This window comes from Achromobacter sp. LC458 (genome assembly GCF_001005835.2).
Taxonomy (GTDB): domain Bacteria; phylum Pseudomonadota; class Gammaproteobacteria; order Burkholderiales; family Burkholderiaceae_B; genus Achromobacter; species Achromobacter spanius_B.
The window spans coordinates 138,826-159,663 of sequence record NZ_LBHW02000008.1 but is presented as its reverse complement, the minus strand read 5'-3'; the positions used below and the strand labels follow the sequence as shown (position 1 = coordinate 159,663).

The window sequence follows — 20,838 nt, the reverse complement described above, 5'->3', positions numbered from 1 at the left end:
GCCATGAAACGAGCCCCCGACCCGTTATTGCTTGACTGCCCCGGCGCCGGCCATCGCCTGGCGTTCGGCCTGCGATGGCTGGTATTGATCGGCTCCGACACGCAGGCCCTTGCGCGCGCGCGTGGGCGCCGGTTGCGCGCCACGCACGTCGTCGTAGGCGGTTCGCCTGCAACGATGGCGGGGTACGGGCGCCTGCGCGGAATGCGGCGTGCACGCGCTGGTGAATGGTGGCGCAATCGCGTAGCCAAACACGTAGACGGCCACGTAGGCAATCGGGCAGCGGACGCCGCGCCTGGTCGCGCGGCCCGCCGTCCTGCAAGGCCCTTCGTCCTGGCTGCCGCGCAGCTTTACGCGCTGCGGTTTCCGTCCGGCGGACACTGCGTCATCGCGCTTCCTGATGGTCGGTACTGGCTGGTCGCAGCTCAGGACGGTGTGGTGCTGTCCCAGGCGGATCGTGTGTTTGTGTCTCACGATGACGCGTTGCAGGCGCAAGCGCGGTTGCAAGAACAACGTCCTGGCTTACCGGCGCACGATCCCGACTCCATCTGGGCTTGCCTGATCAGCGCGGTGGATTCGGGCGCCCGCCTCGCGCCTTTGCCATCGCGCTGGGCGGGCGTGCCGTTTGCGCTGCGTCTGTTTCTGCTGTGCGTCGCCATGGCGGCCCTTGCACCGCCGGTTTGGCGGTCGGTTGTCCCTTATGTTCTGTCCCATTGGGCGGCAGCGCCTGCTGAGGATTCCGTGCCACCCGATCCGCGAAGCGCCCATCAGGCTATGTTGGGCGCCCTGACCGCGCATGGGCCGAACGATGTCGCGCGGCTGCTACGCAGTGTGGGACTGTTGCCCATCCAGGTACAGGGCTGGGCGCTACGCCGCGCGCAGTGCGATGCCGGCCAGGGCGTTTGGCGTTGTGCGGCGGTCTATGCGCGCGCGCACCGTTTCGCGACGAATCAACGCTTGTACGCGCGGCTGCCCGCTGGCTGGCAGGTGTCATTCAAGCCCTTGAATGAAGCCACGTTAGCGTGGCGCGTGGCATCCGAACCTATTCCTCTGACTGCCTTAGCGCTGCCTAGCGGCTTGCATGTCGACACCGAACTGGTGGCCGCATTGCAGCGCTTGCAGCCTGCATTCGCGTCAGTGTCGCTGGCGTCGGCGGTGGCATTGCCGCTGTCGTTGTCGAACGCATCGGTCGTTGGCGCCCAAGTCTCCCCGTCGCGGACCCTCCCGGTATTGCGACGGCGCGCGCTGCGTCTGCAAGGTCCGTTGCGGTCGATCGGCCTTATCCCCACCGCGCTTACCCCCGCGCTTACGCCCGCGCGTTGGTCTCGTCTTGTGGTGGACGTCCAAGCACAGGCCAAGCCTACCTTGGTGGCCAGCACGCTGGTTGCCGAACTACAAGGAGATCTCTATGAACAAGACTAAACCGGGACTTGTCGCCATTGCGTTCGTGGCGCTATGCGGCGGCGGGGCCTCACATGCAACAACGCCGCCGCTTGAAGACGCCCGGCCCTGGCCGGAGGTTGAAACGGTGCAGACCTTGTTGCGTGCCGACGCGGCTGCCGCGCTGGCCGATTGCCGTGTGCCCGGCATCTGCCCGTCGGGCCGCGCGACGGCACCGCCCGACGAGCCCACGGCCCGGCAGGTAGACGCCATCCGCGTGGCGGCCATTTACGGATCTACCCGCCGCCTCAACGTCGACGTCGTTATCAACGGCGCGCTATTGCGCTATCGGGCCGGCCACCAAGCCCCTGTCGCCGGCGCCTACTCTGCGCGCGCTTATCGACTGCTGGCCGTCGAAGGCGCCTGCGTGCATTTGCGCCGCGACGATCTTGACCACACCGCTTGCGTCGATACCGGAGCAGCAACGCCATGATCCCGCGCGTTATTCCAAGCCCCTCGCAGCCGCCTCCATTGTTGGGCACCCTCGATGACATCGCGCGGCTGACCCCCGCGCTTGTGCGGGCGCTGGCCCGCGAGTTCGACCTGGCCTCGTTAGCCGGCAGGCTGTGCCCGGTTTTGCTGGACAGTGGCGAGGTGGCCATCTTCGCGGTCAAGGAATATGTTCACGGCGATGCCATCGACGAGTTGCAGCGCATGGTGGCTGCGGCCGGCTACCGCCTGGCCGTGCCCCTGCGTTACCAGTTGCCCGCGCCCTTGCTCCTGATGATTGCGCGGGGCCAATTGACAGCGTCCGGCGTGGGCGGATCGGGCGCCGGTCCTCAGGCGGATCGCGCATCTGCCCTGGCCGCGCTGTTCCTGGACATTGTTCGCTGGGGCGTCTTGCAGGGCGCCAGCGATGTGCATATCAACGTCAATCGACGGCACGAGACCTGCGACATCCGCTACACGATCAACGGCGACTACGTGTCCACGGACCGGTTCGCCGGGTTGTCGAACGACACGCTGCTGGAGGTGCTGGCGGTGGCCTGGATGGACGTGCGCGGCGGCAATGGCGCCGTCTTCGACCCCGCGCTTGAACAGCAAGGGCGATTGGCCTTTGTGGTCGATGGCATTCCGATCGTGTTGCGATGGGCCTCTCTGGCCGCCGATGCCGGGCCGTCGGTGTGCTTGCGCATCCTGCGCCTGGACGCCACGGCCGACGGCAACCTCCAGACCCTGGGCTACCCGCCCGGGCAAATCGCCACCTTGCTACGCGCCCGTGACCGCGAGGGCGGCGCCATCGTGCTGGCCGGCGTGGTCGGGTCGGGCAAGTCCACGACCATCGCGACCTTGATGCGCGGTATCGACCCCACGCGCAAGGTCATAACGTTGGAGGACCCGGTGGAATACATCATCGCCAATGCGTTGCAAAACACCTTGGGTGGTGCGTTGGCGGAATCCGCCTGGGCGTCATTCGATGCCAAGTTGAAGACCATCAAGCGCTCGGCCATGAATGATCTGCTGATCGGTGAAATCCGTGACGTCAATACGGGCCGCGCGTTCATGGACCTTGCCAGTTCGGGCATCAGCCTTTACGCCACGACCCATGCGGGCGCGGCCGCCATGATTCCCGAACGCCTTGCTTCGGATGCCATCGGGGTGTCGCGAGATTTCCTGGCCACGCCGGGCATTTTGAAATTACTGGTCTATCAGACGCTGTTGCCGCGTTTGTGTCCGGCGTGCGCGTTGCCGGTGGACAGCCTCTGGCGGGCAGCTGATGCCGTTGGGGGCGTCGAAGGCGCCTACGCGGCGTACGACGCGGCGGGTTGGCGGGCGTGGGTGCACGCACTTCAGATCGCCTATCAGTTGGATGCCGGCCAGCTACGGGTCAGGAACGCGGACGGATGTCCGGCGTGCCGACGCCCACAGTTGTCGCAGCTGAACGGCACGTCGGGTCGCTGTGTAGCGGCCGAAATGATCGAGCCCGAGCGCCTGGACGGATTTCTGGACCGCGTGCGCGACCGTGATAACGCCGGGCTGGACAAGCTGGTGCGCGAGGCGGGTTTTCAGTCGGGCACGGAGCCGGAGGCGGCTGGGCAAGACTGGCGGGAATCCGCCACGCGAGGGGCACGCGCGCTGCACTGTGCACTGCTTAAGGTCAGCACTGGCGAGGTAGACCCGCGCGCGCTGTTGCGGCGTTTCGATGTCCCGATGGGGGCGCCGGCGGCGGCTGTGCGTCAAACCCCGCGAGGCGCCTCATGAACCGACCGCAAACACTTGCTCGCGGGTGGCCGCGAATCACAGGGCAAGGCATGTCGCCATGGTTCGACGCACTAAGGTTTCGGCCTCATCGCGCGGATTATTACGCGTATCTGGCCGATCTTATCGAGGGCACGCAGGGGCGTAAAAGCCTGCGCGACATCTTCGAGGACGATGCGCGCCGCTATGGCCCGCGAACAGTGCGTGGCCGCCTGTCCCGACATTGGGCGTCTTCCTATCAGGAGGAAGGCGGCGACCTTGGTGTTGCATGGTCTGGCACCTTGCCGCTGGACGAATGTCGTCTTGTCAGTTGTGTGCAGGAAGAGGGCGGTGACCTTGCCGCTGCGTTGCGCGATCTTGCCGGGGCCGTCCGCTTGGCGGGGCAAGCGTGGCTGGCCGTCGCCTCTGCCGCTGCCGCGGGAGTGGTCGCGGCCACGGTCGCCTTTGCGTTGCTATGCGCCATTCCGTACTTCACCGTGCCGCGCCTCCAATCGGTCTTCCAGCTGGTGCCGCCGGAAGACTACGGCCGCTTGACGCGCAACCTGTTCGGGCTGGCGGGCGCGCTGGATCAGTGGCTGCTGCTATGGCTGGTGCTGAGCCTGGGCATCGCCTTGCTAAGCCTCTGGTCCTTGCCGAATCTGACCGGCGGCGCCAGAGCCGCTTTGGACCGATGGTTGTTATGGCGCTTGTATCGCGACTTTCAGGCGATTCGCTTTCTGTGCCTGTTGTCTGTGCTGATCCGGCAACGCGGGTCGGCGGACACCCGGCTTCGTCGTGCGCTGTCGGTGCAGGCGGGGGGCGCGTCGCCTTGGCTGCACACGCATCTGCAAGCCATGTTGGACCACATTGATGCGGGCGATAGCGGGCCGGACATCTTCGCCACCGGCATGCTGGACCAGGAAACCTGGTGGTACATGGCCGACATGATGGATGCGTTGGGGCTTGAAGCGGGCTTGGCGCGAGTACGCCAGCGTGTCGAAGCGCGCCTGCTGGCGCGGGTGCGCAGACAGGCGACCGCATTGCGTTGGTCGCTGCTTGTCGCCTCGCTGGCAACGGTATTGGGCATCACGCTTTGGCACTACGGCGTCATTGACGAGTTGCGGCGCGCCCTTACGAATTTTTATGCAAGTCAGTAGCGCGGGGCAGGACTGTACCGAACCACCACTCGCGCACATTTCATTTATCCACGGAGGCAGCGATGCAGCGAATACCCATGAACAGTAAAAACCGGCGTCGATGCCGCATAACGCGGCAGCGGGGCTTTTCCTTGATGGAGGTGTCCATCGTGACCGCCATCGTGTTGTTGATCGCCATCGTCGGGATTCCGGCGATAGGCGCCTATGTCATCGAAAACAAGGTGCCCAAGGTCGGGGAAGAAATTCAGCGTTTCATTGCCAGCATGAAAATCAATGCCCAGGGTGGTGGCGTGACGCCGTACGAGGGGCTGGACACCGGCGCGCTGGCGAATGCGCTGCGCGACTCCAGCGTGCTGGCTGTCGTGGGCAGTGGGGCGTCGGCACGGGTGGTGCACGGTCTGGGCGGCAGCGGAACGGGCCGCAACGGTGTGGTCGAGGTGGCTGCCGCCGCGTCCGGCGGGGGCGGGCTGGGGTCGGCATTCGTCGTCACCCTGACTAACGTCAGCCATGCTGCGTGCCCAGCGCTGGCCTCGGTGTTGCAACGGGTCTCGGACGCTATCTCCATAGGCGGCGGCACGGGAGCAAAAGTCGTGAAAGACGCGCTGGCCGTTCCCGACGTGCCGTATCGCGCCGCCCTGGCGCAGGCGCAATGCAGCCAGGGTGAAGTCAACACCTTCACTTTCACCGCAAGATGACGCCGCCGCTCTTTGGCAAGGGCGCGCGCGGGTCGCCGCGCGCATGCCGGCCCCAAGGCGGGTTCTCGCTGGTCGGTCTGGCGGTGGCGCTGGCATTGACGTCCATGATTGCGATTTGGGCGTCAAACCAGCTCGTCCAGCGGATCGAAGACGCGGCGGCGCGCTCCACGGGCGTGTGGCTGATGCAGGTCAGACAGGCGATGGCGCAAACGCTCCAGCGCCATTTCGACGCCTTGTCCAAGGGCGGCCCTTTGGTGGGCGAGGGCGGAGCCCCGTTGTTCGCTGACCCGTTTGCACCCACCGTGGCGGAATTGCGCACGCAGGCATATTTGCCCGCTGATTTTCCGGCGCGCACGGCGATGGGATTCGGCGTGCGGGTTCATATCGTGAGACACGACGCGTGCCCCGGTCCGCGCTGCCGGCTTGATGCCCTGGTCTACAGCGACACGCCCGTGCTGAAAAAGGGAACGCATGCGCCGGATCGAGTCGGCATCTCCACGATCATCGACGCTGCGCAAGGGTATGCGGGCGCGGTGTGGCCCGAGGCGCCCGGGCGGGTGAGGGGGCCGGCCTTCAGTTTTCCCAACCCCTTGGCCAACGCCCCGCCCTATGCGGCGGGCACCGTGGCGCTCTGGGCGGGCATCGGCGGACAAGCCGAGACCAGCGTCCAGCCCGTCATGCCGGACCTGACGCCGTACGTAAAGATTGGCGATGCGCGGGACCCCAGCTTGGCGGGGTCGCTCACCGCGGCATCCTCCATCATCGCCGGCGGGTATCTTTCCGTGGGCGCCCGCGGCACGGCTGGTCACCCCTGCAACGTCGGGGTTGGCACCGTGGCGTCATCCCACGAAAGTGAATTGTTGACGTGCCAGTCCGGGGTTTGGCAGCGTGCATCAAGCGGTTTTGGCGGCGCCTACAGCCTCAATCATCCGCGTGGGTGCAGGCATTACACCGGCGTGTCGACGGCCAATCCCGTGACAGGGCAGTGTTCCTGTCCCCCGGGCTTTGCCGGGGTCATCGTGTCCGCGGGCGGAAAATGGACGGAAACGGAAGGGTGGACGACGGGATATGTGTGTGTCAGATAGGGCAGCCGGACCGGCCTTTTCCGCGCTTTCGCGCTAACCCTCTATAATCAAAGATTCGCCTAAATCTGCGTCATCCACGATGAAATCCTCCGAGATTCGCCGCCAGTTTCTGCAATTCTTCAAGTCGAAGGGGCACACCATTGTCCCGTCGTCCTCGCTCGTTCCCGGCAACGATCCGACCCTGCTTTTCACCAATTCGGGCATGGTCCAGTTCAAGGACGTGTTCACGGGCAAGGAATCGCGGTCGTACACGCGGGCCACGTCCTCGCAGCGCAGCGTGCGCGCGGGCGGCAAGCATAACGATCTGGAGAACGTGGGCTACACCGCCCGGCACCATACGTTCTTCGAAATGCTGGGTAACTTCAGCTTTGGCGACTACTTCAAGCGCGACGCCATCCAGTACGCCTGGGAGCTGCTGACGCAGGTCTACAAGCTGCCGGCCGAAAAGCTCTGGGTCACCGTCTATCAGGAAGACGACGAGGCCTACGACATCTGGGCCAATGAAGTGGGCGTGCCGCCCGAGCGCATCGTGCGCATCGGCGACAACAAGGGCGCGCGCTACGCGTCGGACAACTTCTGGCAGATGGCCGACACCGGGCCCTGCGGCCCTTGCTCGGAAATCTTCTTCGACCACGGCCCGGACGTCTGGGGCGGTCCTCCCGGATCGCCCGAAGAAGACGGCGACCGCTACATCGAAATCTGGAACCTGGTTTTCATGCAGTTCGAGCGCGACGCCGAAGGCAATATGCCGCGTCTGCCGCGCCCCTGTGTCGATACCGGCATGGGGCTGGAGCGCATCGCCGCCGTTCTGCAAGGCGTGCATTCCAACTATGAAATCGACCTGTTCCAAAAGCTGATCCACGCCGCCGCGCGCGAAACGGGCGTGCAGGACCTCGAGAACAACTCGCTGAAGGTCATCGCGGACCACATCCGTGCCTGCTCGTTCCTGATCGTCGACGGCGTGATCCCCAGCAACGAAGGTCGGGGCTACGTGCTGCGCCGCATCGTGCGTCGCGCCTTGCGCCACGGCTACAAGCTGGGCCAGACCAAGCCGTTCTTCCACCGCCTGGTGCCTGATCTGGTCGCCGAAATGGGTGAAGCCTATCCGGAATTGGCCAACATGGCCGACCGCGTGGCGCAGGTGCTCAAGCAGGAAGAAGAGCGTTTCGGCGAAACGCTGGAACACGGTATGCGCATCCTGGACACGGCCTTGGCCAATGTGCCCAAGGGTGGCGTGCTGGACGGCACGACGCTGTTCACCCTGTACGACACCTACGGCTTTCCCGTCGACCTGACCGCCGACATCTGCCGCGAACGCGAAGTCGAAGTCGACATGGCGGGTTTTGAAGTGTCGATGGAACGCCAGCGGGATCAGGCGCGCGCCGCCGGCAAGTTCAAGATGGCCGAAGGCCTGAGCTACGAAGGCGCCGAAACGCGCTTCGAAGGCTACGAAAAGCTGGAGCTCGACAACGTCAAGGTCACGGCCCTGTACGTGGACGGCACGCAGGTCCAGCAGGTGCAGGCTGGCCAGAATGCCGTCGTGGTGCTGGACGCCACGCCGTTCTACGCTGAATCCGGCGGCCAGGTCGGCGATACCGGCTTGCTGGAAGCCGACGGCGTACGATTTGCCGTCGCCGACACCCTGAAGATTCAAAACGGCGTGTTCGGTCACCACGGAGTGCTGGAAGCGGGTTCGTTGTCGGTAGGCACGACGCTGCTGGCGCGCGTGGACGCCGTGCGCCGTGCGCGTACCGTGCGCAACCACTCGGCCACCCACTTGATGCACAAGGCCTTGCGCCAGGTGCTGGGCGCGCACGTGCAGCAGCGCGGTTCGCTGGTCGATGCCGACAAGACCCGCTTCGACTTCGCACAAGATGCGCCGATGACCGCCGAGCAGATCGCGCGCGTCGAAGCCATCGTCAACGCTGAAGTGTTGGCCAACCATCCCACCGTTGCCCAGGTCATGGCATACGATGACGCCGTCAAGGGCGGCGCCATGGCGCTGTTCGGCGAGAAATACGGCGATACGGTGCGCGTGCTGGATATCGGCTTCTCGCGCGAGCTTTGCGGTGGCACGCACGTCAGCCGCACCGGCGACATCGGTCTGTTCAAGATCGTGTCCGAAGGTGGCGTGGCGGCGGGTGTGCGCCGTATCGAAGCCATTACCGGCGACAACGCGCTGGCCTGGGTGCAGAACCAGAACGCCTTGCTGACCCAGATCGCCGGCATGCTGCGCAGCACGCCGGCCGACGTGCCGGCGCGTATCGCGCAGGTGCAGGATCAGATCAAGGCGCTTGAGAAAGACCTTGAGCAGTCCCGCAACAAGCTGGCGGCCAGTGCCGGCAACGACCTGGCGACCAGCGCCGCTGTCGACGTCAAGGGCATCAAGGTCCTGGCCGCCAGCATTGGCGACGTGGACCCGAAGGCCCTGCGTGGCATGGTCGACAACCTGAAAGACCGCCTGAAGCCGGCTGTCGTGCTGCTTGCCACCGGCTCGGCCGACGGCAAGATCAGCGTGGTGGGCGGCGTCACCGCCGACCTGACCGACCGCATCAAGGCGGGCGACCTGGTTGGCTTCGTCGCCAGCCAGGTGGGGGGCAAGGGCGGCGGACGTCCGGACATGGCCATGGGCGGCGGCACCGACCTGGCCGCCTTGCCGGCCGCCATCGCCGGTGTGCAAAAGTGGGTGGACGAGCGTCTCTGATGAGCAGCGCGGATACCGGTGTCGACGCCGGCGCGCAAGCGCCGGCTTTCGAGCACGAGATCGATGCCAGCGGCCTGACGTGCCCGCTGCCCATCCTGCGCGCCAAGAAGGCGTTGGCGCAGATGGCCAGCGGCGAAGTTCTGCGCGTTGTCACCACCGACCGCAATGCAATCCGCGACTTTCAGGCGTTTGCCCGTCAAACCGGCAATACGCTGGTCGCGCAGCACGAGGCCGAGGGGCGCGGCGTGCATTACCTGCGCCGCCGATAGCCGGCGCAGCCGTTTATTCCCGGATTGCGCCGCGCAGAAGCGCCATTAGGTCCGCAGTCCGCTACCCGCTACCCGCTATCCGATACGCACCGGCAAAAAGGCCCGCTTGCATCAAGCGGGCCTTTTCTTTGCCGGTGCTCGGTTTATTTGTGGATGGCCGCGGCCACGGCTTGGGTAATCGTGAAATCCACCAAGTCGCCTTCCTTGAGTTGTTGCAGGCGCGCTTGCAAGGCGGGGTCTTTGACCTGGATCGTGCGCATGCCGCCCTGCGGCCCCTTCAGCGTGACCAGGTTGGCGCTTTTGTTGATGTGCCAGATCTCGGCGGTGATGGTGGTTTGGCGGCCCACTGCGCCGCCCGGCTTGGCGCCGTCGGCGCTGCGTGTCGCCGCCGTTTCAGTCTTGACTTCGGGGGCGCCCGAACCCGCCGGGCGCACATCCACCCCCACGGATTCGTAGTAGTCCAAGGTCAGCATGTCGCCCGGCTTGATCTGCTGGAAGTTGCGGACCTCGGGGCCGGCGACGACCTCGACCGTATTGCCGTTGTTGCCTTGCAAGGTAATGGCGCGCGTGGCCGGGTCCACGGCGGTGACCTTGCCCGTAGCGGTGGTCATCGCCGCGCCGACGATGCGGGCAGAAGCGGCGATGGGCATCGCCAGCGTGCCCAGCAATAGGCCGGTCAAGGCCAGGCGTGCGACGGGTTTGAAGACGGATGTCGGGTTCTTCATGGTGTGGCACCCTCCGAGAGAGGAAGTGTGGGGGAAAAAACACGAACGAACAGGCGTAACGATGCCGGAAGGAGTAAATCCGTCGTCAGGATGAAGATTGGAAAACAGGGGAAATGCCGCGCCGAAGGGGCACAGCGAAAGGCAGGCAAACGGGGGGTCTGGCGTAGGACGACATAAATCCGATCTCTCCAACCGGTTATTTCTTCAAACGCACTAAGGTGATTCGCAGGAAATGCGGGCGAAAGCGCGGCCAGGCGGCTACACTTTGGCCTGCGGCGGGCTTCGGCCCGTTTTGTAGAATACCCGGATGCGGTGTTTTACGATACAAATTGCGCCGCCCCGACTGATTCAGCACCTGCATTTGCCAGCTGGCTTGTTTAAGTGCTAGAATTTCCCGTTTTTCACAACTAATTCAAGGGATTACCTATGGTGGTGATTCGCCTGGCCCGCGGTGGGTCCAAGAAGCGTCCGTTTTACAACCTGGTGGCCACCGATTCGCGTAACCGTCGCGACGGCCGCTTCATCGAGCGCGTGGGTTTCTACAACCCCGTAGCTAGCGAAGGCACGGAAAACCTGCGCATTGCGCTGGATCGCGTGCAGTACTGGACCGGCAATGGCGCCCAACTGTCGCCCGCCGTCGAGCGTCTGGTCAAGGACTACTCGGCTAAGGTTTCCGCCGCAGCTTAATTGCCTGCGTCGTACAACCGAACCGTTAGTTCAGCTGTAAAGCTACCATTCTTAGCTGTTTCATAATTACCAAGAGCACGATACATGTCTGATGCCGCAACCTCTAACGCGGCGCCTACGGATTTGATCGAGCTGGGCCGCATCACTGCAGCCTACGGTGTGAAAGGCTGGGTTAAGGTGCAGCCTCATTCGGCCAATGCCGAAGTGCTGCTCTCAGCATCTCAATGGTGGTTGACTCGCCCTGTGCCTGAATTGGCGCGGGGCGCTGTCGCGTCTGCGCCTGTCGCAATCAAGGTATTGCAATCCCGTTCACAGGGCGCCACAGTGGTGGCCCAGCTGGCGGGTATTGCGGACCGCGATCAGGCCGAAGCCTTGCGCGGATATTCCGTCCAGGCGCCGCGCGGTTCCTTTCCCGCGCCCAAAGAAGACGAATACTACTGGGTCGACCTCATCGGCTGCGCGCTGTATACCAGCGCCGACGGTGAACCCACGCTGATTGGCGTGGTGGACGAAGTCCTTGATAACGGCGCTCATGCCGTTTTGAAGGTCTTGTGCCAGAAGGTTGGAGCCGAAGGGCCCGAACCTATTCTGAACGCCAAGGGCCGACCCGCCGAAATGCTCGTTCCGTTCGTACGCGCGCACATCCACGCCGTCGATCTGGCTGCTCGCCGCATTGACAGCGACTGGCCGGCGGATCTTTGATGCGATTCGACGTCATTACGCTCTTTCCCGAAATGTTCGGGGTGGTGCGCGATTTAGGTGTCACCGGTCGGGCGCATGCCCAGGGCCGGTGGTCCCTTCATGCGTGGAATCCTCGCGATTTCACGCAGGACGTCCATCGCACGGTGGACGACCGCCCCTACGGCGGCGGCCCCGGAATGGTGATGATGGCAGCGCCACTGGAAGCTGCCGTCAACGCCGCCCAGGAGGCGCGCGCCGCGCAAGGCCTGGGCCGTGCCCCCGTGGCGCTACTGGCTCCGGTCGGCCAGCGCTATAACCAGGCGGGCGCCGAAACCCTGGCTGCCAGCGACGGCATCATCTTGATTTGCGGCCGCTACGAAGGCGTTGACCAGCGCTTCATTGAACGTTGCGTTACGCACGAGATTTCGCTGGGCGACTTTGTTCTGTCCGGCGGCGAAATAGCCGCGCTTGCCGTCATCGACGCCGCTGTGCGGCTGTTGCCTGGTGTGCTGAACGATGGCGATTCCGCATTGCAGGACTCGTTCAACGACACCTTGTCCGGTCTGCTGGACAGCCCCCATTACACGCGCCCGGAAGTCTACGAGGGCGAATCCGTGCCCGCGCCGCTACTAAGCGGCCATCACGCGAACATCGCCCGCTGGCGGCGAGAGCGTTCGCTGGCATTGACGGCCTCGCGCCGCCCGGAGCTGATTGAATCCGCGCGCGCCAAGGGCTGGCTGAACAAGGCAGACGAGCGCTACCTGGCCGAGCTGGCCGGCACGTACGACCCCACAGCCGATGCACCCAAGCGCCGGCGCAGGTCCGCCGCATCTCCCTCCAAAAAAGCCGAAGCGCCCGACGCGTCCTGAGCATTTCGCTCCCGCGTCCCGGCGTGTTGCCGCCAACTTCGGCTGTTCCTATCCGCTGTCCGGCACCCGTCCACAACCGCTAGGGATGTTCCTAGGTTGTGAGCTTTTGGCGTGCTCCTTAGTATTGAAAATTACACCACCGTGAAATTTTCACATGAGCAGATCCGAGCCTGGCGGCTCGCGTTCGACGCGGACCGCCCTTGATAGCCATCCCGAGTCGTCGCCTGCGTCGAAGGCCTTGCCGGCCGATCGGCCCGAGTCCGCCGTGGACTTATGGCTGGGCCAACAGCTGCGGCAGCTGCGTAAAGAGCAAGGCCGTTCACTGGCTGAAGTGGCGCGTGCCTGCGGCATGTCCTTGGGCTTGCTCAGTCAGATCGAACGCGGCCTGAGTTCCGCTTCCGTCAAAGTGCTGCACCTGCTGGCGCGCGAATTTCATGTCTCGGTCAATTCGCTGCTGCGCAATGCCGAGCCGACGCAGGGCGAAGATGGGGGCCGCGTGGCGCGAGCCGGCACGCACCGCTTCATTGACCTTAGTGAAAAAGGCATCAGCAAAGAGATGTACACGCCGCCGGCCTGCCGCAGCATGGACCTTTGCCGCGCCAGTATCGAGCCCGGCGGCTCCACCGGCAACGAGCTGTTCGTGACGGGGCAGGGCGAGCAGATCGGTGTTGTGCTGAAGGGGTCTCTGGAATTGTGGGTGGGCGATCGCGTGGTCCTGCTCAATGAGGGCGACAGCTTTTGTTATGCCAGCAGCACGCCGCGACGCTGGCGCAATCCCGGCTCGCAGACGACCGAGGTCATCTGGGCCATTTCCAACATCACACCAGCCGCGGGGGACGACACGCAACAGGCGCCATAAGCGCGCAGCAGCCACATCCGCGCGACGACACTGGGGATTGTCGCGCCACCGGACACGCAGGGCGTTGCCCGGACTTCTTTGCCACGATGAGGAAATGTCATGAAATTCAAGACTCTTGTTGTCTCTGTATTTGCAGCATTGTCCATGGCCGCGGGCGCGCAAGCCCAAACGGTGTTGAAGGTGGGGTCCACGCCCACCGGCAGTCCTTTTACGTTTCTGGACACCAAAGCCAATAGCATCGAAGGCGTGATGGTGGACATCGTGAAGGCCGTGGGCAAAGAGGCCGGCTTCGAGGTTCAGATCGAACCCATGGCGTTTTCCGCATTGATTGGGTCACTGACATCCAAGCGCATCGATATCGTGTCGGCCGCAATGTTCATCACTCCGCAGCGCCAACAAGTCGTGAGCTTTTCCGAACCGGTCTATCGCTATGGCGAAGGACTGATGGTGCTTAAGACCGACAACAAGGAATACAAGTCGTTCGCGGACATGAAGGGCATGACCGTTGGCGTGCAGGTGGGGACGGCGTTTGTCGAACCCATCCAGAAGAGCGGTGTGTTCAAGGAAGTGAAGCTGTACGACAATCCGCCGGACATGATGCGCGACGCCAACGCCGGCCGCATCCAGGGCGGGTTCATGGACTACCCGATCGCCGCCTACATCCTGACGCAAGGCAACTACCCCAATCTGAAGATGGCACAAGCCTATCAACCTACCGTGATGGGTAGCCTGGGCCTGGCCACGCGCAAGGAAGATACCGCGCTGTTGGAACGTATCAATAAAGCGCTGGCTAAGCTCAAGGCCGACGGCGCAATCGACGCCATCTTGAAAAAGTGGGGGCTGTCCGGCGCATAACGCCGGCTGCTTGCAGGCAACCAACGTTTTTCGCAACTGCCAAGCTGACGCGCGTGCGTGCGCGTCGGCGGGCGGGACGCATCCCGCGTCCCTGCCGGCGGTCGAGCCTGGGTGGATGAGGTCATGACGGAATTCTTCAACGACGCGGCGGAGTACCTGCCGATATTGCTGCAAGGCGCCAAGCTGACGATCCTGGTCACGCTCGGTTCGCTGGCGCTGTCCACGGTGCTGGGCCTGGTGTGGGCGCTGATGCGCGTCTCGGGCAATAAAATCCTGTCCAAGATCAGCGGCGGGGTGATCAACCTGCTGCGCGGTATCCCGATTATCGTGCTGCTGTTCTACATCTATTTCGTGATGCCGGACATGGGGGTCTCGTTGACCGCCGTGCAGGCGGCCATCATTGGTCTGGGCGTCGCGTATTCCGCGTATCAGGCCGAGAATTTCCGCGCCGGTATCCAGGCCATCGACCGCGGTCAGATCGAAGCGGCGATGGCGATGGGCATGAGCTGGAGCATGACGATGCGGCGCGTGGTCTTGCCGCAGGCAGTCAAGATCGTGCTGCCGCCGTACGGCAACATCATGATCATGATGTTGAAAGATTCGTCACAGGCGTCGACGATCACGGTGGCCGAGCTTGCGCTGCAAGGCAAGCTGATTGCGGTCTCCACCTTCAAGAACGCGACCGTCTTTTCGCTGGTGGCGCTGATGTACCTGGTGATGTGCGTGCCGTTGATCCTGCTGGTGCGTCACCTGGAAAAAAGGAGCGCCACCAAATGATCGAACTGCAAGGAGTGCGCAAGAGCTTTGGCTCGCTTGAGGTGTTGAAGGGTATCGACGCCGAAGTCCGCAAGGGCGAAGTGGTCTGCGTAATCGGCCCGTCCGGTTCGGGTAAGTCCACGATCCTGCGCTGCATCAACGGGCTGGAGCGCTATAACGCCGGCCGCATCACCGTGGATGGTGAACTCGTCGATGCCGACGCGGCGTCCATCGTGTCGATTCGCACGCAGGTGGCGATGGTGTTTCAACGCTTCAACTTATTCCCGCATCGCACCGCGCTGGAAAACGTGATTGAAGGTCCCATCTTCGTCAAAAAGGAGCCCCGCGCTCAGGTGATGGAACGCGGGCGCGAATTGCTGGCCAGCGTAGGCCTGGCGGACAAGGCCGACGCACATCCCAATCAACTGTCCGGCGGCCAGCAGCAGCGCGTGGCCATCGCGCGGGCGTTGGCGATGCAGCCCAAGGCGATTCTGTTCGATGAGCCCACGTCCGCCTTGGACCCTGAACTGGTCGGCGATGTGTTGGGCGTGATGCGCAAGCTGGCGGAAGCGGGCATGACGATGGTGGTCGTCACGCATGAAATGAGCTTTGCCCGCGAGGTCGCGGACCGCGTCATGTTCTTCGATGGCGGCGTCATGGTAGAGCAGGGCGCCGCCCGCGAAGTGCTGAATCATCCGCAGCATCCCCGGACGCAGGACTTCCTGCACCGCGTGCTGCATCCCATGTAAGGAACCGTCATGCCGCAAGCGCCGTTTCCCCTCTCTCCGTCCTTATGGGCCGCCACTGCGGCGCCGCCGCCTCCGACCGAGCCGTTGACCGCGTCGACGCAAGCCGACGTGTTGGTGATAGGCGGTGGCTACGCCGGGTTAAGCACGGCCTTGCACCTGGCCGAGCGGGGCGTGAAGACCATCGTGCTGGAGGCTCGCGAGATCGGCTTCGGCGGATCCGGGCGTAATGGCGGTCAGGTGATTCCTGGGCTGAAATACGACCCGGACGATTTGATTTCAATGTTCGGACACGACAAGGGCGAGCGGCTGTTGCGGTTTGCCGGTGCGACGGCCGATTCAGTCTTCAACCTGATCGACCGTCATGCGATGGACGTGCCGCATGTGCGCAGGGGATGGATCCAGGGCGCGCACACCGCCGAGGCCTTGCGCATAGCGCATGGCCGCGCGGCGCAATGGGCCCGCCACGGCGTGGACGCCCAGCCGCTCGATCAGGATCAGGTTGCACGCCTGCTGGGCACGGACCGCTACCTGGGCGGCTGGGTTGATAACCGGGCGGGGGCGGTGCAGCCCTTGAGCTATGTGCGTGGCCTGGCACGCGCCGCGTTGAACGCGGGCGCGCTGATCCACACGGAAACGCCGGTCACGGGCTTGAAGCGCGACGGCGGCAAGTGGACAGCCACGACGGCACGCGGTGCAAGCGTGATGGCGGATCGCGTCGTCATGTGCACGAACGCTTACGGCGGCGACCTGCTGCCCGGCCTGAAGACGTCCATCATCGACGCCAACACTTTCCAGGTGGCGACGGCGCCGCTACCGGAATCGGTGCGCGCCGGAATCTTTCCCGAAGGCCATGTCACGTCCGATACGCGCAACCTGCTGCTGTACTTCCGGCTGGACCACCAGGGCCGCCTGTTGATGGGCGGACGCGGGCCGTTTCGTGAACCCAAGGGGCCGCAGGATTGGGCGCACCTGGAACGCGTGATGTTCAAGATGTTCCCGCAGGTGGCCGGCACGCCGTTTGAATACCGCTGGTGCGGGCGCGTGGCCATCACGCGCGATTACCTGCCGCATTTGCACGAGCCGCAGCCTGGCTTGCTGGTGGATATCGGCTGCCAGGGGCGCGGGGTGGGTCTGCAAACCAGCATGGGGCGCGCGATGGCGCAGTACGTGGCCACGGGCGACGCAACCGCGCTGCCCGTGCCTTTGTCACCGGTGGTGCCGTTTCCGCTCTATGGTTTGCGCCGGCTGTACGTGAACGCGGTGGTCACGTGGTATCGCATGACGGACGGGGGCGTGTAAGCGTAGGCCACCGGCCAAGCCGAAAAAAACCCCGGAACGCGTCCCGGGGTTTTTGTTTGGCGGGCGTTTTGGCCAGAACCGATCAGGTTCAGTCCGCCAGCTTGGCACGCTGTTCGCGCACCTTTTGCAGGGTTTCGCCAAACTGCGCCATGCGCGCCTTTTCCTGCTCGACAACGGCTGCGGGTGCGCGTTCGACAAAGCTGGCGTTGGACAACTTGCCGTTGGCCTTGGCGATCTCGCCTTCCAGACGCGCGATTTCCTTGTCCAGACGGATGCGTTCGGCGGCCACGTCGATCTCAACGTGCAGCATCAGGCGGCTGGCACCCACCACCTGGACCGGTGCGCCGGCGTCGGGCAGGGTGTCCAGCACGTCCACCTGGCTCAGCTTGGCCAGCGCGGCAAGGTAAGGCGCGTTGCGCTTGAGCACGGGCGCATCGCCCTGGGCGCACAGCGGCACCTTCTGAGCGGGCGACAGGTTCATTTCGCCGCGCAATGCGCGCACGGCCTCGACCTGCGCCTTCAGCTCGGCCACGTCGGCTTCGGCCGCGGCGTCCACGGCAGCCAGATTGGCTTGCGGATACGGCTGCACGCTGACGCTGTCGGCAACGCCTTCCTTGCGCTTGCCCGCCACCACCGACACCTTCTGCCACAGTTCTTCGGTGATGAACGGAATGATCGGATGGGCCAGGCGCAACACGCATTCCAGCACACGGATCAGCGTGCGGCGCGTACCCAGTTGCTGAGCCGGCGTGCCGGTCTGGATCTGGACCTTGGCCAGTTCCAGGTACCAGTCGCAGTATTCGTCCCAGACAAAGCGGTACAGCGAGTTGGCGATATTGTCGAAGCGGTAGTCGGCAAAGCCGCGCGCCACGTCGGCTTCCAGCGTTTGCATCTGGCTGATGATCCAGCGGTCGACAAACGAGGTTTCGCCCGCGTCGGAACCCGTCAGGTCATGGCCTTCGGTGTTCATCAGCACGAAGCGCGTGGCGTTCCACAGCTTGTTGCAGAAGTTGCGATACCCCTCGCAACGCTTCAGGTCGAAATTGATGTTGCGGCCCAGCGTGGCGTAGGCGGCCATCGTGAAGCGCAGCGCGTCGGTGCCGAACGCCGGAATGCCGTCCGGGTACTGGCGGCGCGTTGCCTTTTCGATGGCGCCGGCCTGCTTGGGGTTCATCAGGCCGTAGGTACGCTTGGTGACCAGACCGTCCAGGTCGATGCCGTCGATCAGATCGACCGGGTCCAGCGTGTTGCCCTTGGACTTGCTCATCTTCTGGCCGTCGGCATCGCGGATCAGGCCGTGCACATAGACGTGCTTGAACGGAATCTGGCCGGTCATGTGCGTGGTCAGCATGACCATGCGCGCGACCCAGAAGAAAATGATGTCGAAGCCGGTAACCAGCACGCTGGACGGCAGGTAGCGTTCCAGGTCGGGCGTTTTTTCAGGCCAGCCCAGCGTCGTGAAGGGCACCAGGCCCGACGAGAACCAGGTGTCCAGCACGTCAGGATCGCGCTTGAGGTCACCCGTGACGCCTGCGGCGCGTGCCTGCTCGATGGCGCCGGCTTCGTCGTGTGCAACGAAGATCTGGCCGTCTTCCGAATACCACGCCGGAATCTGGTGGCCCCACCACAGCTGGCGCGAGATGCACCAGTCCTGGATGTTGTTCAGCCACTGGTTGTAGATGGTGGTCCAGTTGTCCGGGTAGAACTTGATGCGGCCATCGGCCACCACTTCAAGGGCCACTTCGGTGATGCTCTTGCCCGGGTTCAGCGTGCCTTCGGGCGCGGGCTTGCTCATGGCCACGAACCATTGGTCGGTCAGCATGGGTTCCAGGACGACGCCGGTGCGGTCGCCCTTGGGCTGCATCATTTTGTGCGGTTCGACCTTGACCAGATAACCTTCGGCATCCAGTTGCGCAACGACTGCCTTGCGGGCTGCGTAGCGTTCCAGGCCCTGGAACTGCTTGGGGCCGTTTTCGTTGATGTGCGCGTCCAGCGTGAAAATCACGATCAAGGGAAGATCGTGGCGCATCGCGCAGGCATAGTCGTTGAAGTCGTGCGCGCCGGTGATCTTCACGCAGCCCGTGCCGAATTCCGGGTCAACGAAATCGTCGGCGATGATCGGGATGTTGCGGTCGCACAGCGGCAGCTCGACTTCCTTGCCGACCAGGTGCTGGTAGCGCGGGTCGTCCGGGTGCACGCACAGCGCGCCGTCGGCCAGCATCGTTTCCGGGCGGGTCGTGGCGATGGTCATGCCGCGCAGCGTGACGGTCTGGCCGTCTTTGTCGACGATGGTTTGCGGGCCGTCCACGAAGGGATAGAGGATGTGCCACATGTGGCCGTCGGTCTCTTCGGACTGCACTTCCAGGTCGGACACGGCGGTCAGCAGCTTGGGGTCCCAGTTGACCAGGCGCTTGCCGCGGTAGATCAGGCCCTGTTTATGCAGGCGCACGAAGGTCTCGACCACGCCTCGCGACATGCGGTCGTCCATGGTGAAATACTCGCGCGGCCAGTCCGCCGAGGCGCCCAGGCGACGCACCTGTTCGGTAATGGCGTTGCCCGACTTTTCCTTCCATTCCCAGACTTTTTCCACGAATTTTTCGCGGCCGAGGTCATGGCGCGAAACCTTCTGGGCATCCAGCTGTCTTTCAACAACGATCTGCGTGGCGATGCCGGCGTGGTCGGTGCCGGGAATGAACACCGTGTCGTCGCCGGACATGCGGCGATACCGCACCAGCCCGTCCATGATGGTCTGGTTGAACGCGTGGCCCATGTGCAGCGTGCCCGTGACGTTGGGCGGCGGGAACTGGATGACATACGGCTGGCTTTCTGTCCCCGTTTTTACGTGCTGACCCGCCGTGAAATAGCCGCGCTTTTCCCATTCGGCGTACCAGCGCGATTCCAGTTCAGAAGGTTCGAAGCTCTTGGAGAGTTCCGGGGCGTCGCTCGCGGGGTTCGCGGCGGTGGGGGGAGCAGCTTGAGTCATTACAGGGTTCCGGCAGACAGGGCGCCCGGCGTAGGGATACGGGCAGCAAACCGCTCATTTTAAGATGTAATGCGGTCTTCTCAGCGTGTTAGAATACCGGGTTACTGTAAACCTTTTAGAAGTCCCTGAATTCATTGAGGATTCCTTCAGAAATGTGCGCTTAAAAGCTCCCGTTTCGGTATCCTCGGTAAGAATCCACGGCACGTCCGATCGGTGGCCAGTGTCGAATCCCTGCCTTGGCAAGCGGTTCGGGCCGGCCCGGAATGTTCAACGACATCGTTCAAACACGCCGGACCGCCCGCGCGCCCATCGCGCGATGACACTTCAAGGGTGACACCGACAAGTGCAGAGCCACGCCAGGCAATTCATCAGAAACCAGTCAGAAATCAGCTTTCGGAGTTCCTAATGTCCATCCAACGCACCCTCTCGATCATCAAGCCCGACGCCGTCGCCAAGAACGTCATCGGCCAGATCGTCGGCCGCTTCGAGCAAGCCGGCCTGAAGGTCATCGCTGCCCGCCTGGCGCAACTGTCGCGCGCCGATGCCGAGCGTTTCTACGCCGTGCACAAGGAACGTCCCTTCTTCAAGGACCTGGTCGATTTCATGATCTCGGGCCCCGTGTTCGTGCAAGTGCTGGAAGGTGAAGATGCCATCCAGAAGAACCGCGACCTGATGGGCGCCACGGACCCGAAGAAGGCTGAAGCCGGCACCATCCGCGCCGACTTCGCCGACAGCATCGACGCCAACGCCGTGCACGGCTCCGACGCTCCGGAAACGGCTGCCGTTGAAGTCGCTTTCTTCTTCCCCGAAATCAACATTCACAGCCGTTGATTTTCGCGTAAGCACTGAA

General features: G+C 63.8%; 20 protein-coding genes. 17 read left to right on the top strand and 3 right to left on the bottom strand.

The genetic code is table 11. The features are described from left to right. Nucleotides 1-24: 24 nt before the first annotated feature. The gene (locus tag YH64_RS30350) at nt 25-264 is read right to left on the bottom strand and encodes a hypothetical protein (protein WP_221935899.1); all 240 of its coding nucleotides are present in this window, start codon (nt 262-264) and stop codon (nt 25-27) included. 168 nt (nt 265-432) lie between these two features. Between YH64_RS30350 and YH64_RS09665 the strand changes: the two genes are divergently transcribed. The 8 genes from YH64_RS09665 (at nt 433) to YH64_RS09630 (ending at nt 9,525) form a co-directional block, all read left to right on the top strand. After that, entirely contained in the window at nt 433-1,419 is a 987-nt protein-coding gene (locus tag YH64_RS09665; RefSeq protein ID WP_255444261.1) for a hypothetical protein, read from the top strand. Then, on the top strand, nt 1,406-1,870 hold the full coding sequence (locus YH64_RS09660) for a hypothetical protein (protein WP_046803702.1): 465 nt from the start codon (nt 1,406-1,408) through the stop codon (nt 1,868-1,870). The genes YH64_RS09665 and YH64_RS09660 overlap by 14 nt, the downstream gene beginning before the upstream one ends. Continuing rightward, nucleotides 1,867-3,639, top strand: a complete 1,773-nt coding sequence (locus tag YH64_RS09655; RefSeq protein WP_046803701.1) for an ATPase, T2SS/T4P/T4SS family — start codon at nt 1,867-1,869, stop codon at nt 3,637-3,639. Before YH64_RS09660 ends, YH64_RS09655 begins: the two co-directional genes overlap by 4 nt. Nucleotides 3,640-3,689: 50 nt before the next feature. After that, a complete protein-coding gene (locus YH64_RS09650; RefSeq protein WP_046803700.1) occupies nt 3,690-4,772 on the top strand; it encodes a hypothetical protein in 1,083 nt (360 codons plus the stop codon). A gap of 77 nt (nt 4,773-4,849) precedes the next feature. Continuing rightward, nucleotides 4,850-5,467 carry a type 4 pilus major pilin gene (locus YH64_RS09645; protein WP_046803699.1) on the top strand — a complete coding sequence of 206 codons (618 nt, stop codon included), beginning with the start codon at nt 4,850-4,852 and terminating at the stop codon, nt 5,465-5,467. Next, nucleotides 5,464-6,552, top strand: coding sequence for a type II secretion system protein J (locus YH64_RS09640; RefSeq protein WP_046803698.1), 1,089 nt, complete (start codon nt 5,464-5,466; stop codon nt 6,550-6,552). The genes YH64_RS09645 and YH64_RS09640 overlap by 4 nt, the downstream gene beginning before the upstream one ends. A gap of 79 nt (nt 6,553-6,631) precedes the next feature. Beyond that, on the top strand, nt 6,632-9,256 hold the full coding sequence (gene alaS / locus YH64_RS09635) for an alanine--tRNA ligase (RefSeq protein ID WP_046803697.1): 2,625 nt from the start codon (nt 6,632-6,634) through the stop codon (nt 9,254-9,256). After that, nucleotides 9,256-9,525, top strand: a complete 270-nt coding sequence (locus tag YH64_RS09630; RefSeq protein ID WP_046803696.1) for a sulfurtransferase TusA family protein — start codon at nt 9,256-9,258, stop codon at nt 9,523-9,525. The genes alaS and YH64_RS09630 overlap by 1 nt, the downstream gene beginning before the upstream one ends. Nucleotides 9,526-9,668: 143 nt before the next feature. Here the strand turns inward: YH64_RS09630 and YH64_RS09625 are convergent, their stop codons facing one another. After that, a complete protein-coding gene (locus tag YH64_RS09625; protein ID WP_046803695.1) occupies nt 9,669-10,250 on the bottom strand; it encodes a hypothetical protein in 582 nt (193 codons plus the stop codon). Nucleotides 10,251-10,676: 426 nt separating this feature from the next. On the opposite strand from YH64_RS09625, the gene rpsP reads away from it, so the two are divergent. The 8 genes from rpsP (at nt 10,677) to YH64_RS09585 (ending at nt 17,005) form a co-directional block, all read left to right on the top strand. Continuing rightward, complete coding sequence (rpsP, locus tag YH64_RS09620) at nt 10,677-10,937, top strand: 30S ribosomal protein S16 (RefSeq protein WP_006218566.1); 261 nt, start codon at nt 10,677-10,679, stop codon at nt 10,935-10,937. Between the two features lie 84 nt (nt 10,938-11,021). Continuing rightward, nucleotides 11,022-11,639, top strand: a complete 618-nt coding sequence (gene rimM, locus YH64_RS09615; protein WP_046803694.1) for a ribosome maturation factor RimM — start codon at nt 11,022-11,024, stop codon at nt 11,637-11,639. Beyond that, complete coding sequence (trmD, locus tag YH64_RS09610; protein ID WP_046803693.1) at nt 11,639-12,487, top strand: tRNA (guanosine(37)-N1)-methyltransferase TrmD; 849 nt, start codon at nt 11,639-11,641, stop codon at nt 12,485-12,487. The genes rimM and trmD overlap by 1 nt, the downstream gene beginning before the upstream one ends. A gap of 154 nt (nt 12,488-12,641) precedes the next feature. Continuing rightward, a complete protein-coding gene (locus YH64_RS09605) occupies nt 12,642-13,346 on the top strand; it encodes a helix-turn-helix domain-containing protein (RefSeq protein ID WP_046803692.1) in 705 nt (234 codons plus the stop codon). Between the two features lie 99 nt (nt 13,347-13,445). Next, nucleotides 13,446-14,201, top strand: a complete 756-nt coding sequence (locus YH64_RS09600; protein WP_046803691.1) for an ABC transporter substrate-binding protein — start codon at nt 13,446-13,448, stop codon at nt 14,199-14,201. 123 nt (nt 14,202-14,324) lie between these two features. After that, the gene (locus tag YH64_RS09595) at nt 14,325-14,978 is read left to right on the top strand and encodes an amino acid ABC transporter permease (RefSeq protein ID WP_046803690.1); all 654 of its coding nucleotides are present in this window, start codon (nt 14,325-14,327) and stop codon (nt 14,976-14,978) included. Beyond that, nucleotides 14,975-15,706 carry an amino acid ABC transporter ATP-binding protein gene (locus YH64_RS09590; protein WP_046803689.1) on the top strand — a complete coding sequence of 244 codons (732 nt, stop codon included), beginning with the start codon at nt 14,975-14,977 and terminating at the stop codon, nt 15,704-15,706. The genes YH64_RS09595 and YH64_RS09590 overlap by 4 nt, the downstream gene beginning before the upstream one ends. Nucleotides 15,707-15,715: 9 nt before the next feature. Beyond that, nucleotides 15,716-17,005 carry an FAD-binding oxidoreductase gene (locus tag YH64_RS09585; protein ID WP_046803688.1) on the top strand — a complete coding sequence of 430 codons (1,290 nt, stop codon included), beginning with the start codon at nt 15,716-15,718 and terminating at the stop codon, nt 17,003-17,005. 88 nt (nt 17,006-17,093) lie between these two features. Here YH64_RS09585 and YH64_RS09580 read toward each other — a convergent pair whose 3' ends face one another. Continuing rightward, nucleotides 17,094-19,988, bottom strand: a complete 2,895-nt coding sequence (locus YH64_RS09580; protein WP_046803687.1) for a valine--tRNA ligase — start codon at nt 19,986-19,988, stop codon at nt 17,094-17,096. Nucleotides 19,989-20,393: 405 nt separating this feature from the next. On the opposite strand from YH64_RS09580, the gene ndk reads away from it, so the two are divergent. Further along, the gene (ndk, locus tag YH64_RS09575) at nt 20,394-20,819 is read left to right on the top strand and encodes a nucleoside-diphosphate kinase (protein ID WP_006218576.1); all 426 of its coding nucleotides are present in this window, start codon (nt 20,394-20,396) and stop codon (nt 20,817-20,819) included. Nucleotides 20,820-20,838: the final 19 nt, after the last annotated feature.